General features: G+C 40.6%; 13 protein-coding genes. 5 read left to right on the top strand and 8 right to left on the bottom strand.

All coding sequences use genetic code 11. The annotated features are described in order from the left end of the window. Positions 1-116 precede the first annotated feature (116 nt). The 8 genes from narI to AC59HZ_RS16975 all read right to left on the bottom strand — a co-directional run bounded on the left by narI (position 117) and on the right by AC59HZ_RS16975 (position 9,288). On the bottom strand, positions 117-812 hold the full coding sequence (gene narI / locus AC59HZ_RS17010) for a respiratory nitrate reductase subunit gamma (protein ID WP_496546973.1): 696 nt from the start codon (positions 810-812) through the stop codon (positions 117-119). A 15-nt stretch (positions 813-827) separates the two neighbouring features. After that, positions 828-1,430, bottom strand: a complete 603-nt coding sequence (narJ, locus tag AC59HZ_RS17005; protein WP_496546972.1) for a nitrate reductase molybdenum cofactor assembly chaperone — start codon at positions 1,428-1,430, stop codon at positions 828-830. Beyond that, positions 1,427-2,929, bottom strand: coding sequence for a nitrate reductase subunit beta (gene narH / locus AC59HZ_RS17000; protein ID WP_496546971.1), 1,503 nt, complete (start codon positions 2,927-2,929; stop codon positions 1,427-1,429). Before narH ends, narJ begins: the two co-directional genes overlap by 4 nt. Then, positions 2,919-6,584: a nitrate reductase subunit alpha gene (locus tag AC59HZ_RS16995; protein ID WP_496546970.1), complete on the bottom strand. Its 3,666-nt coding sequence runs from the start codon at positions 6,582-6,584 to the stop codon at positions 2,919-2,921. Before AC59HZ_RS16995 ends, narH begins: the two co-directional genes overlap by 11 nt. Continuing rightward, a complete protein-coding gene (locus AC59HZ_RS16990) occupies positions 6,565-6,861 on the bottom strand; it encodes a hypothetical protein (RefSeq protein ID WP_496546969.1) in 297 nt (98 codons plus the stop codon). Before AC59HZ_RS16990 ends, AC59HZ_RS16995 begins: the two co-directional genes overlap by 20 nt. Positions 6,862-6,877: 16 nt before the next feature. Beyond that, entirely contained in the window at positions 6,878-7,168 is a 291-nt protein-coding gene (locus AC59HZ_RS16985) for a hypothetical protein (protein ID WP_496546968.1), read from the bottom strand. A 41-nt stretch (positions 7,169-7,209) separates the two neighbouring features. Then, positions 7,210-7,632 carry a hemerythrin domain-containing protein gene (locus AC59HZ_RS16980; RefSeq protein WP_496546967.1) on the bottom strand — a complete coding sequence of 141 codons (423 nt, stop codon included), beginning with the start codon at positions 7,630-7,632 and terminating at the stop codon, positions 7,210-7,212. Between the two features lie 156 nt (positions 7,633-7,788). Continuing rightward, the gene (locus AC59HZ_RS16975; RefSeq protein WP_496546966.1) at positions 7,789-9,288 is read right to left on the bottom strand and encodes a nitrate/nitrite transporter; all 1,500 of its coding nucleotides are present in this window, start codon (positions 9,286-9,288) and stop codon (positions 7,789-7,791) included. A gap of 306 nt (positions 9,289-9,594) precedes the next feature. Here AC59HZ_RS16975 and AC59HZ_RS16970 point away from each other — a divergent pair, with 306 nt between their 5' ends. The 5 genes from AC59HZ_RS16970 (at position 9,595) to AC59HZ_RS16950 (ending at position 14,683) form a co-directional block, all read left to right on the top strand. Next, on the top strand, positions 9,595-10,251 hold the full coding sequence (locus tag AC59HZ_RS16970; RefSeq protein ID WP_496547073.1) for a response regulator: 657 nt from the start codon (positions 9,595-9,597) through the stop codon (positions 10,249-10,251). 1 nt (position 10,252) lies between these two features. After that, positions 10,253-11,359 (top strand): sensor histidine kinase, encoded by a 1,107-nt coding sequence (locus tag AC59HZ_RS16965; RefSeq protein ID WP_496546965.1) that lies wholly within the window; start codon positions 10,253-10,255, stop codon positions 11,357-11,359. 115 nt (positions 11,360-11,474) lie between these two features. Beyond that, on the top strand, positions 11,475-12,413 hold the full coding sequence (locus AC59HZ_RS16960) for an ABC transporter ATP-binding protein (RefSeq protein WP_496546964.1): 939 nt from the start codon (positions 11,475-11,477) through the stop codon (positions 12,411-12,413). A 12-nt stretch (positions 12,414-12,425) separates the two neighbouring features. Then, complete coding sequence (locus tag AC59HZ_RS16955) at positions 12,426-13,538, top strand: ABC transporter permease (RefSeq protein ID WP_496546963.1); 1,113 nt, start codon at positions 12,426-12,428, stop codon at positions 13,536-13,538. Further along, positions 13,538-14,683 carry an ABC transporter permease gene (locus AC59HZ_RS16950; RefSeq protein WP_496546962.1) on the top strand — a complete coding sequence of 382 codons (1,146 nt, stop codon included), beginning with the start codon at positions 13,538-13,540 and terminating at the stop codon, positions 14,681-14,683. The genes AC59HZ_RS16955 and AC59HZ_RS16950 overlap by 1 nt, the downstream gene beginning before the upstream one ends. Positions 14,684-14,696: the final 13 nt, after the last annotated feature.

Genomic DNA, 14,696 nt, shown 5'->3' with positions numbered 1-14,696 from the left:
TTAATTTATCCATATTGTGTAATTCTAAATGAGGTATTTTTTGTTATATGATGGGTTAACTTGGTGAAAGTATCGGATAATATGATTAATAGGAAAAAAGAGGAGGTTTCCCCCCTCTATCGACTATTCTTATTATAACCGTTTCTTGAGCGATACTGCTGCGGAGCGCGTGTTGGATAACGAAGAGGAAAACTAAACATATGGACAAGATGGGTAAACGGTATTGCGGCAAATAAAATAAAAGAGAAAATGATATGGACCTTAAAGAGAGCAGGAACGCCTACCATGAGTTGGGCCTGTGGGTGGAAGGTAAATAAACTCCTGAACCAAGGGCCAATTGCCAGGCGATACTCGTATTCCCCGACCGTCGTATTGTAAATCAGAGTCATGTACGTCCCTAATCCTGCCACTAATAGCAGCCATACTAGAGTAAAATAGCCGCCCCTTGTCGTGTGAGCGCGTACCCTTGGAAAGGAGAACTTGCGAATGAGCATGACGACCAATCCAAATACCACCATTAGACCTGCAATACCGCCGCCTGCAATGGCCATGAAATGATAAACTTCATCTTCCACACCTAACGCATGGTACACTTCAATGGGAATCAACATCCCCATGACATGACCGATAAAGGCAAAAATAATCCCATAATGAAAGACCATTGAACCTATTCGCAGCCATTTTTTTTCGAATATTTCTGTTGAAGGGGCGGTCCAGCTTTTTCCGCGAAAAATAAATCTGTAAAAGGTAGCGATAATTAGGATTGTTCCGCATAAATAAGGAAAAATGGTCCACCAAAACACAACTTCCATTAAATAGCCTCCCTCTTAGCGATACATCAATGGATATGGCAGCTCGTCCAAATCCGCTTCCTCACGTAAATTTTCCAGTAAAGAGATTTCTTGAGACCCTGGAGCTTCAAAGACAAACTTCAATAATAGTTCAATCACATTATGGTACGGATTGCTGTCAGCGAGATTCGTTACAATCCGATTGATCGCGTAAGCAACCCGTCTAGAAAGGTTGGAAATACTTTCATTCTCTTCAGATACCGCTAAAAGCTCTAATAGCAAGGGAATATAATCAGCCAGCTCCTTGCCGGCATAATCATAGCCGCTTTCACTAATCAGCTTTTGTAATTGAATAAGCGCAAAGCCGCGCTTTCTGCTATCTCCCAGCTCATGAGCGGTTAAATACAGATTGGTCTTCTCTTTATAATCAAACGTTTCCACATATAGCTCCTGCAGAACCTTTAACGTCATTTCATATAGAGGATTGATTCGATTGAAAATTTCCCGGCGAATTTCCTCTGATGGAATGTTTTCATGGAGGAACGAAAGTAATGCTGTCCGTTCCTCTGCAAACGCTTGATCAGGATAATTCAGCAGTCTCGACAAAAGAACCATAATCGCTTTTTCCTCATTAGTCATGAACTTTCACTTCTTTCAAATGGATAAGTGGTCATCCCTTCAGGTGGGGCCAGGTCTTCAATGCTGCAAGCACCCTGCCTATAATGCAAATCATCATTCATATCACGGCGCCCTGTCGGAATGACAAATCGCTCATTGTATTTGGCAACCGCCAGCAGCCTTGCCATGTCTTCCAATTCTTCAGCGGTTGTATGAGCTTCTTCGAGAAGTTTGCTCTTCTTTAATTCATCGAACCCGCCAACCGTTTTGGCGCGCATATGAACTCTCATTGCTGCCATTTTTAACAAAACCTTACGGATAACACTTGTATCATCTGCTGTTAAAATGGAAGCTAAATATTCCATCGGGATTCTCATTTGATCAACCGCAGGGATATAGCCCTCAGCGGTTAATTCCTGTTCATTTGTGATATGATTCATGATCGGACTTAGCGGAGGAACATACCATACCATCGGCAAGGTCCGGTATTCCGGATGGAGCGGCAAGGCGATTTTCCATTTGATCGCCATTTTATAAACCGGTGATTCCTGGGCGCTTTGAATCCAGCTATGGTTAATGCCTTGCTCTTGCGCTTTTTCGATTATCTCAGGATCAAACGGATCTAAAAAGACGGATAACTGAGATTCATACAAATCCTTTGGATCTTCAACCGATGCAGCTGCTTTCACCCTATCTGCATCATATAAAACCACACCGATGTAGCGAATCCGGCCCACACAAGTCTCTGAACAAATGGTTGGAAGACCAGCTTCCGTCCGCGGATAACAGAAATTACACTTTTCTGCTTTATGTGTATTCCAGTTATAGTACACCTTGTGGTAAGGACACCCGTTCATACAGAAGCGCCAGCCGCGGCAGGCATCTTGATCCACCAAAACAATTCCGTCCTCATCTCGTTTATATAAAGCACCTGATGGACAGGAGGCGACACATGATGGATTCAGACAATGTTCACAAATCCTCGGCAAATACATCATGAAGGTTTTTTCATATTCCGTTTTAATATGTTCTTGGAGCTTACGGACATTCGGATCATTCGGAACCGATTCACTTCCACCTGCCAAATCATCATCCCAGTTTGGGCCCCATTCAGGTTTATCGATATAGTTGCCGGTAATCATTGACCGCGGCCGTGCTACCGGGATACTATCGCCTTTTTTTCGGTGATGAAGATGCTGGAAGTCATACGTCCATGGCTCATAGAATTCATTTAAATCCGCCATGTTTGGGTTATAAAATATATTCGCTAACTTCGAAAGCGGGCCTCCCGCTCTTAAGTGCAATCTTCCATTTCGCAGCACCCAGCCGCCTTTATAGCGGTCGGTATTCTCCCACTCTTTTGGATATCCCACGCCTGGACGGGTTTCGACATTATTAAACCAGACATATTCCATTCCCGGCCGGTTAGTCCAAACATTTTTACAGGTGACAGAACAAGTATGACAGCCAATGCATTTATCCAAATGCATGACCATGGCAACCTGAGCTTTAATCCTCAAGCCAATCGACCTCCTTTAACGGCCGGACAATCGTCATGGTATCCCGTTGACTTCCGGTTGGTCCATAGTAATTAAATCCGTAGCTTAATTGTGAATACCCGCCAATCATATGAGTGGCTTTTGGATAGATTCTCGTTACGCTATTATGGGTACCGCCGCGGGTCTTATTGATGGTATTTCCGGGAACCCCCATTGTTCGGTCCTGCGCATGATACATGTAGACCGCGCCTCTAGGCATTCGGTACGTTAGAACGGCCCTTGCCACGACCACGCCATTTCGGTTATAAAGCTCAATCCAATCATTATCTTTAATTCCGATAGCGGCCCCATCCTCTTCATTCATCCACACGACCTGCCAGCCCCGGAACAACTGGACCATGTTGTTCGTATCGGTGAACATCGTATGGATTCCCCACTTTTGATGCGGCGTCATATAACGGAGGGTAATGGATTTTCCATGATTCTCAACTTCCTTTTCCCCTTTCACAAAAGCGCCTCTAGAAATAGGCGGGATATATAAAGGAAGTCCTTCGCCAAAATCCAGCATTACCTCATGGTCAAGATAAAAGCTTTGCCGTCCGGTAAGGGTATGCCAAGGAATATGAAATTCTTTATTTACGGTAAATGGAGAGTAGCGCCGGTTTTCATTTTCTAAGCCACTCCAAATCGGTGTTGAAATCGCTGGGCGTGGTTGAATCGTGATGGATTCCAACGTGTAGTCCTCTTCTTCTCGACCTTCTGAAACATGGCCAAGCTTTTTCCCTGTCTTCGCCTCCATGGATTTCCAGCCTTCTACGGCGCGTTTTCCATTTGTCGCTCCAGACATGAGAAGAATTGCATTAATGGCTTTTTTATCAGAATATAAATCCGGATACCCTTTTCCAATGCCCTCGTGCTTGGAAGGTCCGAGGCGGTCAAGCAGCTCTTCGTATACTCTCTCTCCAGGAATTTTGACTCCCTTTGTACCATAGCCATTCTTTATATTCGGTCCAATGGTAATCCACATATCATACACATGCGGATAATCCCTTTTCACGAAATTGAAATTAGGCATTGTTTTGCCTGGAATCCCTTCAACCTCGCCTTTACGCCAATCCTTTACTTTTCCAAATGGCTGCGCAATTTGATTAATCGTATCATGGGCGAGCGGTGACATGACGAGGTCTTCTTGGGCAGGAAGATGATCTTTTGCCAGCTCGGAAAAAGCCTTGGCAATTTCCCTGAAGGCGTCCCAATCGCTTCTTGTGTCCCATGGAGGGTTAATCGCCGGATTAAACGGATGAACAAATGGATGTAAATCCGTGCTGCTGAGATCGAATTTTTCATACCAAGTAGCGGCAGGCAAAATAATGTCGGAGAATAAACCAGAGCTGGTCATCCGGAAATCCATACTAACAAACAGGTCTGTTTTTCCTTCTGGCGGTTTTTCAGAAAGATGGACATTTTCTGGCTGCCAGGAGTTCTCAATATCAGTTAACAATGAATCTTGTGAACCGATTAAATGTTTCACAAAGTACTCATGCCCCTTACCGCTGTCTCCCAATAGATTGGAGCGCCAATTAAAAAAGACACGAGGGAAATTACGAGGGTCATTCGGATGTTCAATTGCAAAATCCAGTTTTCCTTCGGTAAGCTGCTTCGCAATATCCTTTACGACAGCTTGATCATCCTGATCCCGTCCCCGAGCTTCCCGCAAGATGTCCAAAGAATTTTGTGAAAGCTGAGGAAAGCTTGGGAGCCATCCTAAACGACATGATAGTGCATTAAAATCTGCTGGGTGCATGCTTGTGTATTGGCTTCCCCATTCTGTTTTTTCTTCACGTTTCTCATACTCATAGCGGAATTGTTCGGTGTGGAAATAAAAAAACGAAGTCCCATTCATCAGTCTTGGTGATTTCACCCAATCATTAGCAAAAGCAATTTGTTGAAATCCTTCAAGCGGGCGCACTTTTTCCTGTCCTACATAATGGGCCCAGCCGCCGCCATTGACTCCTTGTGAGCCGGTTAATAAAACAAGATTCAAAATGGAACGGTAAATTTGATCGCTATGATACCAGTGATTAGTTCCACCGCCCACCGCTATCATCGATTTTCCTTTGGTCAGCGCTGCATTCTCCGCGAATTCTCTCGCTACTTGAATTACATGGGCTTTGTTGACACCTGTAATACTTTCCTGCCAGGCAGGAGTATAAGGGTTTGCCGCATCGTTATAGTCTAGAGGATAATCGCCTATTAATCCTCTACCAACACCCGTATGAGCCAGCATTACGTCATAAACGGTCGTAATAATTAATTCATTACCTGACTTGTCTTTGATTTTCTTAACAGGCACGCCACGTTTCACGATCCCGCCGTCTTTTTCACCAAAATAAGGGAATTCTACCATGGCGGTTGAGTCTGAGTCCTTGATAAAGCTCATTTTGGGGTTAATTTCATTTAGATCGAGGTTCCACTTATTTCCGTTATCCCACTGAAAGCCTTCGCTGCCATTCGGGATGGCAAACGTGTTGGTCCCTTCATCCCATACAACCGTTTTCCATTCCCCTAACTCATGCTCATCGGAAATGTCAGATGCCCGTAAAAACCGGTCTGAGCGGTAATCTTCATTCTTTTTGTTTAACAGGACAAGGAACGGAAGGTCTGTATATTGTTTGGCATACTCGATAAAATAAGGAGTTTCCTTATCAACGTAGAATTCTTTTAAAATTACATGCGTCATCGCCATCGCCAACGCCCCGTCGGTTCCTGCTTTAGCCGGCAGCCACATGTCCGCAAATTTTTCATACTCAGCATAGTCCGGACTAACCCCGACTACCTTTGTGCCGTTGTACCTCGATTCCACCATAAAATGGGCATCTGGTGTTCGAGTTTGCGGGATATTCGTTCCCCAAATAATAAAATACTTGGAGTTATACCAGTCCCCGCTTTCCGGAACATCCGTCTGATCTCCCCATACCTGCGGTGAAGCGGGCGGCAAATCGGCATACCAATCATAAAAGCTTAGAATGGTCCCGCCAATGAGGGATAAGAATCTCGTTCCTCCCGAATAGCTGGCCATTGACATCGCCGGGATCGGACTGAAGCCGACAATCCGGTCGGGTCCATACTTTTTAATCGTATAAATGGAAGCTGCGCCAATCATTTGGCATATGTCCTTCCAGGTACCTCTGACAAAACCGCCTTTCCCGCGCGCTTTCACATATCGTTCTCGTTTTGCTGGGTCTGTGACAATATTCTCCCAAGCTTGAATGGGATTATCGGCTTTTGCTAATTCTTCTTTCCATAACGCATAAAGATCCCCGCGGACATAGGGGTACTTCACTCGGGTAGGACTGTATGTATACCAAGAAAAACTGGCACCACGCGGACATCCCCTTGGTTCATATTCAGGAAAATCATCTCCGGTGGATGGGTAGTCCGTTTGCTGAGTTTCCCATGTAATAATTCCGTCTTTGACATGAATTTTCCAGCTGCAGGAACCGGTACAATTCACCCCATGGGTAGAACGGACGATCTTATCGTGTCCCCACCGGTTACGATAAGCGGTTTCCCAATCACGAGGGCGGGGATTTTCTTCAGTCCAGCCATCATTAATTCGTTCGCCGCGAACAAGGTGTTTTAGGGAATGCAGAAAATTATTTTTCTTCTGTTCCATTGACGTCATCCCATCCTTTCAACCGATCTCTTAAGGGATTAAAATCCTCTCCCACTAATCGAAACGAATCCTTTCCAGCGTTTAATTCTTCTAAAAAAACATTCCAATCTGCCGCATTTGCAGCAGATAAAATAAGGTGCTGCAAGGTATTCATGTCATCAATATCATAGATTTTGTCTATCATTTCAGCTGACAGCCTGCCAAATCTCATCTGCAAGACCATTATTAAATCTTCTCTGTCATCCACGAGCAGCGCCTCTGATTCAAAGGAAAACACGACCCCCTCACTCCTTTTATAACTTGATCATTTTATAGTAGTCGGCTATTAAGATAGATTTACATTGTTTGGCGGCTTCATCAAAAAAGCCAGAAACATCCTCATCTGGACGGCTAGCCTGTTCAAAGCTGAATTGCTTTGTGATAGATTGTGAAAAATCATTTGAGAACCTTAAGGTGACAACTAAACCATTCTCATGTTTCAACACTGTGGCTTGTATATCATGTGGATGGATATGATGGCTGGATAAAGTTTCAACCATTTCCTTATATAATTCGGGAGCAGCAAAACGCAACAATTTTTCCACTGGTATTTTCCTCTCCTTTTTCCATTACTTCCTAATTTTTATCATTCGTTACCAGCCAGCAGTTTATTCATTTCATCTTCATTATGGATGGAGTCAACCACAATAAGGGAATCCAATAAGGAAATGATTCTGAAGTCAATCTCATTATTTGTCATTTGTTCTTTTATTTTCTCTACGATTCGACGCATCAAATCATGGTCACGTGTTAGTTGAATGACAAGGGTTTTTAGCACGGGATTTTCCTTGACCATTTCTTTATATAACCCTTCTTCTTCTGCCTCTGCATGTTTTAATGTCCGGGATTCCCAGTGTTCAATTACTACATCTAAAACCTGCAAAGCTTTGTCTTTTTCCCCTTCCACTAAACATTTTTGAAATAGGTCTTTTAATTCTTTCGCTTCATTCAAGGCCGCATCATGGATAGAAGAATGGGCATCTTGTTTTCTTAAGCTTGGTCCTGACATAATTTTTTCTCCTTTATCAAATATGAATCTATTCTATTCTTCATAATCCTTTCCATTCTCCTTTTCTCTAAACTCGGTTGGATGGTATTTATGTAAAACGGTAAAAGGACTCCAAATTATGTAATATGTACAACAAAAGAGCCGAAGGATATCCCTTCAGCTTTTCGGCACTGTCATATCACTAAATAAACCAAGGAAATACTTTACTTCCCCAGCGTCATTTCTCACTTCACTGATGGTAAGCCATTCCAAATAGGTTTCCCCATTTTTCCGTTTGTTCCAGATTTCTCCTTGCCAATAACCCTCCTCTTTAAGGGATTTCCACATGTTTTGATAAAAAACCGGTTCATGCTTGCCGGACTGTAAAATGTTTGGATTCTTTCCGATTACCTCTTCCGACTGGTAGCCTGTTACCTGTGTAAATGCCCGGTTGACTTTTGCAATCATTCCTTTTGTATCGGTCACCATCATACTTTGCCCAACGTTTTCCATAATCTTTGTTTCCAAGCTCAATCTTTCTAAGTAATACATCCACACTATAATGACAAAGCTCGCGAGCGCAAACATCGCAAGGGACATAAAACCAATCGCGAAATGTCCGGTTATGTTAAACACCGTGGTAAGGACAAGCGGCGGGAAAAATCCCCCCAGTCCACCCATAGCAGAGACGATCCCATTAACGATTCCTGCCTGTTTTGAAAAATAATACGGGACAAGCTTAAAAATCGTTCCATTGCCAATCCCTGCACAAAACGCAACTGTTAAACAGCCAATCGAATACAACGTTATCGTTGGTGAAAAGGAAAGTAAAACACCTGAGAAAGTTAATCCGCCGAATACAAATAGCATGATGAGAAAAGGATTGAATTTGTCACCGAGCCACCCGCCAACGGGTCGTAATAGGGTGGCAATGGTAATAAATCCAGCTGTCCTCATCCCGGCATCCACTGATGTCAACTTAAAGTTAGATACTAAAAAGTTTGGCAGGTAGACGGTAAATGCCACGAATGAACCAAAGGTAATGAAATAAAACAGGCTTAAAAACCATAGTTTCTCGTTCTTATATACGGCTTTTATTTGTCCTGATAATGGAACATTAACCTTTGTCTCTTTTCGGTCTCCAAAAAGAAAATTTAATAAGGCAAATAGGATGATTGGAATTAAAAATAATCTTACTGTGTTTTGCCATCCTATAGTATTCGCCAGGATGGGTGCTGAAAACGAAGTAATGGCTGTCCCGATATTTCCTGCACCATAAATTCCATTTACAAAGCCGTGTCTCTCCTTTGGATAGTACTTGGGCAACGAAGTCACTCCGATAGAAAAAAGGGCCCCTCCCAGACCCAGAACCAATCCGCCAATGATCAAATCGGAAAGTGAATCTGCCAAACTAATAAAGTAGACGGGAAAAATTAAGATAATAAAACTGATAAAAAAAATGATTCGGGCGCCAAAACGGTTTGTCCAGTAGCCCAGAAGGATTCGCAAAAGCGACCCTAATATTACGGGCACGGCTGTTACCATAGCAATTTCATTAGGAGTTAGAGAAATTCCTTTTTTTATAAATGGCATTAAGGATGAAATAATTACCCAGACCATAAACCCAATGACGAGACTTAAGGTTTGAAGAGGCAGCTGCCATTTTTGCATATTCATCTTTTATCTCCTCCTCACATGTTAATAAAAATAACATTATGCAAACTCTTTTTAGTTTACGAAATTAGTGAGTTTTCAATGCACTATAAATAGATTCCAAAAATAAAAAGCGATTCGTGATTTCAACATCAAGAATCGCTTTTTTAGCTTATAATCCTAAATCTTCAGTTATAATCCCAATTTTTTACTATATATATATCGGTATTGTAATAGACAAATATAGAAAGTGGAAATTTTACAAAGCAAGATTACTGGCTTCCCATAAATGAGTTATAATGGAGAAAAAAGGAAGTGACCGGCGAGGATATGGCTCCACTACAACCTAAAAAAATTAAATTGATTATTGCCGATGATAATTCATTTATCCGGGAAGGATTAAAAATTATTTTAAATACATACGAAGAATTTGAAGTGTTGGATACGGTGAATAATGGAAAAGAAGCTTTGGAATACTGCATGAAGCATGAGGTAAATATTGCCTTGCTCGATGTTCGTATGCCGAATATGAATGGCGTGGAAGCAACGAAACTCATCAGTGAACAAACGAAAACAAAACCGATCATTATAACGACCTTTGATGACGATGAGTACATATTAGATGCTATCAAAAATGGTGCAAAAGGTTACTTGCTGAAAAATAATGATCCTGAACGGATTCGCGATGCCATCAAAAGCGTCATGAATGGAAATAGCATTATTCAGGATGTTGTTTTGGAAAAAATCAAATCAAACTTAACGGAGAAAAAAGAAACAGAAACAAAAATTGATCCTACATTGTTTACAGAAAGAGAACGGGAAATCATGTCTCTAATAGCCAAGGGCTATTCAAACAAAGCCATTTCCAAGCAATTATTTATTTCAGAAGGAACGGTCGCCAATTACATCACCTCTATATTGGGGAAAACAGGACTTGAGCATCGAACACAAATTGCCATTTACTATATTACTGGGAAAGTAGAATAAGATGGATTTTTGGATTATTTTTAGCAAGCTGGCTTTATTGATTTTTATAGCCTTTACCTGTGTCAGGACTGACATTAGTCATATTTCATGGGTTGTTTTCACTATTCTGCTTTATTTCTGTATAAATATCACCCTAAATATCTTTAAAAAAAATTCATTAAAAAGAATCCTGTTATTACTCTCAATCGGAATATCGATTTCATCCTATTTCGAGATAAATTCGTTGTTTATTTTACTTTTACCTTTAGCACTAATTGAATTGGCAGCTGATTTTTTCAATAAAAAAATAATCACCCTGCTCATTTCCATAGTCCCTATATTAAACATTAATGAAACACTACAGCCTCTATATGGTTTAGTGTCGATTTTTTGTTTCATGATTTTTACCATTACATTCGTGTATGGGGATAGACTGTTAAAAGATGAAAAACAACTGGATTCAATGAGAAAAACACTTCAAAAAATGACCAAAAACTTAAATGAAAATACAGAATACATCCGCCAGTCGGAATACACCTTTAAATTAGAAGAACGAAATCGAATCTCACAGGAAATCCACGATAAAATTGGGCACTCGATGACGGGGGCGCTTTTTCAAATGGAAGCAGCCAAGCGTTTAATTGAAACTGACAAACGCAAAGCAACAGAGCTGCTCCAAAATGCCATTAATATTTCCAAGGATGGGATTGAAAACATTCGATTGACACTTAAAAATATGAAGCCGCCTTCTGAGCAGGTGGGGATTCATCGGATCAAGCTGATAATTGACGAATTTGCCGCAAAACATCAATATAAAACGGTCCTGACTCATGATGGCAATTTAGATATCATTACCCCGATCCAATGGAAAATTATACTTGAAAATATCACAGAAGCCTTAACCAATACCATGAAATATTCCACTGCAACGCACGTTTCAGTTGAATTGAAAGTGTTGAACAAAATGATTAGAGTCGAAGTTAAGGACAATGGTTCAGGAGCGGAAAAAATTAAAAAAGGGCTAGGGATCATCGGGATGGAAGAACGAACTGCTTCCGTTAACGGGAAAATGATTGTCGATGGAACCCGTGGTTTTTCTGTCACCACCCTCCTCCCTATTCAACCGTGAAAAACTCACGCAAACAATATGAATTTTCTCATGTGAAAAGAATGAACGATTGCACTTATCACCGTTCATTCTTTTTTTTATACTTAGACCATACAAACGATTTAGGGGTGAAAAGATGAACGTTTTAGAGATTAAAAATTTAACCAAAAAATTCAGTGATTTTATTGCTGTCGATAATATGTCATTAACAGTTGCCGAAGGTGAAATATTTGGATTTTTAGGCGCTAATGGTGCAGGAAAAAGTACCACCATCAATATGATTGCTGGCCTTCTGCGGAGTAATGAGGGTGTCATCAATATTCTAGGAAAAAATGCTTCCAAAAAAAGCCGTTTTGCTAAAATGAACATCGGGATGGTCCCTCAAGATTTAGCGATTTATGAGGATATGACCGCCTTTGAAAATGTGAAATTCTTTGCTGGACTTTACGGACTGCGCGGTACGGAGTTAAATGCAAGGGTGGAAGAAGCACTGGAATTCGTAGGTCTACAGGATAAACACAAAAGTTATCCTAATAGTTTTTCAGGCGGCATGAAACGACGGCTGAATATTGCCTGTGCCATTGCTCACCGTCCAAAACTAATCATCATGGATGAACCAACGGTCGGAATTGATCCACAATCACGGAATTATATCTTAAATTCCGTTCGAAAATTAAATGATATGGGCTGCACGATTATTTACACCAGTCACTATATGGAGGAAGTCGAGGAAATCTGTTCGCGCATCGCGATCATTGATCACGGCAAGATCATTGCCGAGGGTACTAAGGAACAGCTAAAATCCATCATCACCAATACAAAGGATTTATGGATTGAAGTCAAATCAACGGAAAATGTGAATGTGGAATCTATCAAAGCAATCAATGGTGTGGAAGCCGTTCAGGTTGATGAAAATCTTATCAAAATAAACTCTGACACAGGCGTTAACAATCTTAATAAAATCATTGAGCATTTTATCAATAGTCATATTGAAATCCGCTCCCTCCAAGAAAAAGCGCCGAACTTAGAGACCGTTTTCTTAACATTAACAGGTAGAAATTTGCGTGACCAATAAGGAGGATGTACTTTGAATATACTCAATATTGCTTGGAAAGGAATTAAAACGGACTTTAGGGATACTCGGACCTTGTTTTTTATGCTCGCTTTCCCCATCCTGCTTATGCTTGTACTCGGATCTGCCTTATCGAACACATTTGGCGACAGTCTTCCAGTGGATGACATTCATGTTTTATATCAAGATTCTTCACAAAGTAAAAATTTTAATCAATTTATCGATGCAGCAGAAAAATCTGGGATTCACTTTCAAAAAGTGACCAAAAAAATCAATCCAAAAAATGAAGTGAAACAAGGCAAATATGATGGATATGTAGAAGTGACACAAAAAGGTTTACAGCTGTATGTCAATAACGGGAACAGCATCGAAGGGAATATTCTTCAAGGAATGCTCACTTCCTATGTCGATAAATATAATATTGCTTCAGAGATCATGAAGGTTGCCCCTGAAAAGCTGGCAAGTGCCTTTACTCGCGAGAAAAAGGACGATTTTATTAAGGAAACTTCCATTCTTCCAAATAAACAGCCAGGTTCGATGGATTATTATGCGATAGTGATTACAACGATGATTGTCCTATATGGAGCAATGTCATCAAGCTCTTTAATCGTCAGTGAAAGGGTCAGAAAAACGGCAGATCGTTTAATTGCCTCACCTGTGAGGAAAAGTGAAATTTTTATCGGGAAAGTTCTAGGAAGTCTTGTCAGCAATACTGTTTGTATCTTATTAGTTATTTTGTGTAGCAAACTATTTTTTAAAGCCAATTGGGGCGATCATTTGGGGATGGTCATTCTCGTCTTACTGACCGAAATCATTTTTGCGGTCAGCATGGGAATTGGACTCAGCTTTTTGACAAAGACAAGTGCGGCTCCAAGAATTATCATCATGCTGTTTGTCCAGTTAGCGTCATTTTTTGGTGGAGCCTATTTTAAAATTGATAATCCGTCAGGAATCTTTAAGATTATCACGGATCTCTCTCCCCTTACCTGGATAAATTCAGCCATTACCAAAATGATTTATGCAAATGATCTTTCAGCAGCCATTCCTGCAGTGACCATCCATTTGACTGGAGCACTAATATTCTTACTAGTGGCTGTCATCTCTTTACAAAAACGGGAGGGACTATAATGAAGGATATCCTCTGGTTAATTCAAAATACGCTAAGTGTAACATTCCGAAAAAAGAAAAATATTATTTTATATCTTTGTATGCCCTTAATCGGCATCTTAATTTCCCTGCTCGTGTATGGCGGAGATCAAAAATTAATCCTGCATGTCGGAATTGTCAATCAAGACAAAAGTGAAATCGCATCCGATACAATCAAATTTTTAAAAGGCTTGGAGAATGTTAAAATTGTAGAAATTCCCGCTGATAAGGTTCAGGGTAAAATAATTTCGGGCGAGCTAGATAGTGTTATTACCCTTGAAAAAGGGTATTCAGAAAGTGTTTTAGCGGGTAATCCTGATAATGTCCAGATTACTTCGATAAAAGGAGCTCAAATCACGGGATTTGTTAAATCCTATTTATATCAGTACATCGATAATATTTCTACAATTAGTATTGCAGCTGCAGGTAATCAACAAACCTTTAAGCAGATGTATCAGGATTTTCAACAAACGAACTTCAAGTTGACTACTCATCCGTTAGTTGATACATCTAAAAACAAGAATATGACCAATCAAACCATTGGGTTCCTTATAATGATCATGCTTATGTCTGCAGGTAATATGTCAGAGATCATTCTTCTTGACAAAGAAAACAGAACCTATTTCCGCTTGCTTTCGACACCCATTAATGCTAGAAAATATTTATTGGCTAATGTCTCAGTCAACATGATTATTATGTCGATACAGGTTCTCATCACATTAACGATTATGAAAATCCTTTTTAATATCGGTATTAACATGTCATTTTGGCAGGCTGCCTTCGTGATGATTCTATTTTCATTTATTTCAGTAGGGCTCAACTTGGTGATTATTGCATTTTCTAATAGCCGTAGTGCTGCAGGAGCGATGCAAAATTTGATTATTACACCAACGGTTATGATTTCCGGATGCTTCTGGCCGGTAGAGGTGATGCCAAAAACGTTACAAAAAATCGCTGATTTCCTCCCGCAGCGCTGGACCTTAGCTACCTTAACAAAGCTGCAAGAAGGAAGCTCCTTCAGTAGTTTATCTTTAAATTTTATGATTCTAATTGCCTTTGCAGCTTCCTTTTTCCTTATCGCCGTTTATAAATTCAGCAGAAACAATTCTACACAGAATTTTGTTTAAACAGTAAGGTCCG

It is taken from the genome of Neobacillus sp. DZ-9 (genome assembly GCF_059587065.1).
The sequence above is the reverse complement of the archived record's forward strand: the minus strand, read 5'-3'. Positions and strand labels throughout refer to the sequence as shown.

Coding starts and splice junctions, on each gene's coding strand:
- AC59HZ_RS16970 (WP_496547073.1), top strand. CDS start 9,595: ATGGCTCCACTACAACCTAAAAAAATTAAATTGATTATTGCCGATGAT.
- AC59HZ_RS16975 (WP_496546966.1), bottom strand. CDS start 9,288: ATGAATATGCAAAAATGGCAGCTGCCTCTTCAAACCTTAAGTCTCGTC.
- AC59HZ_RS16980 (WP_496546967.1), bottom strand. CDS start 7,632: ATGTCAGGACCAAGCTTAAGAAAACAAGATGCCCATTCTTCTATCCAT.
- narJ (WP_496546972.1), bottom strand. CDS start 1,430: ATGACTAATGAGGAAAAAGCGATTATGGTTCTTTTGTCGAGACTGCTG.
- narI (WP_496546973.1), bottom strand. CDS start 812: ATGGAAGTTGTGTTTTGGTGGACCATTTTTCCTTATTTATGCGGAACA.
- AC59HZ_RS16965 (WP_496546965.1), top strand. CDS start 10,253: ATGGATTTTTGGATTATTTTTAGCAAGCTGGCTTTATTGATTTTTATA.
- AC59HZ_RS16960 (WP_496546964.1), top strand. CDS start 11,475: ATGAACGTTTTAGAGATTAAAAATTTAACCAAAAAATTCAGTGATTTT.
- AC59HZ_RS16995 (WP_496546970.1), bottom strand. CDS start 6,584: ATGGAACAGAAGAAAAATAATTTTCTGCATTCCCTAAAACACCTTGTT.
- AC59HZ_RS16950 (WP_496546962.1), top strand. CDS start 13,538: ATGAAGGATATCCTCTGGTTAATTCAAAATACGCTAAGTGTAACATTC.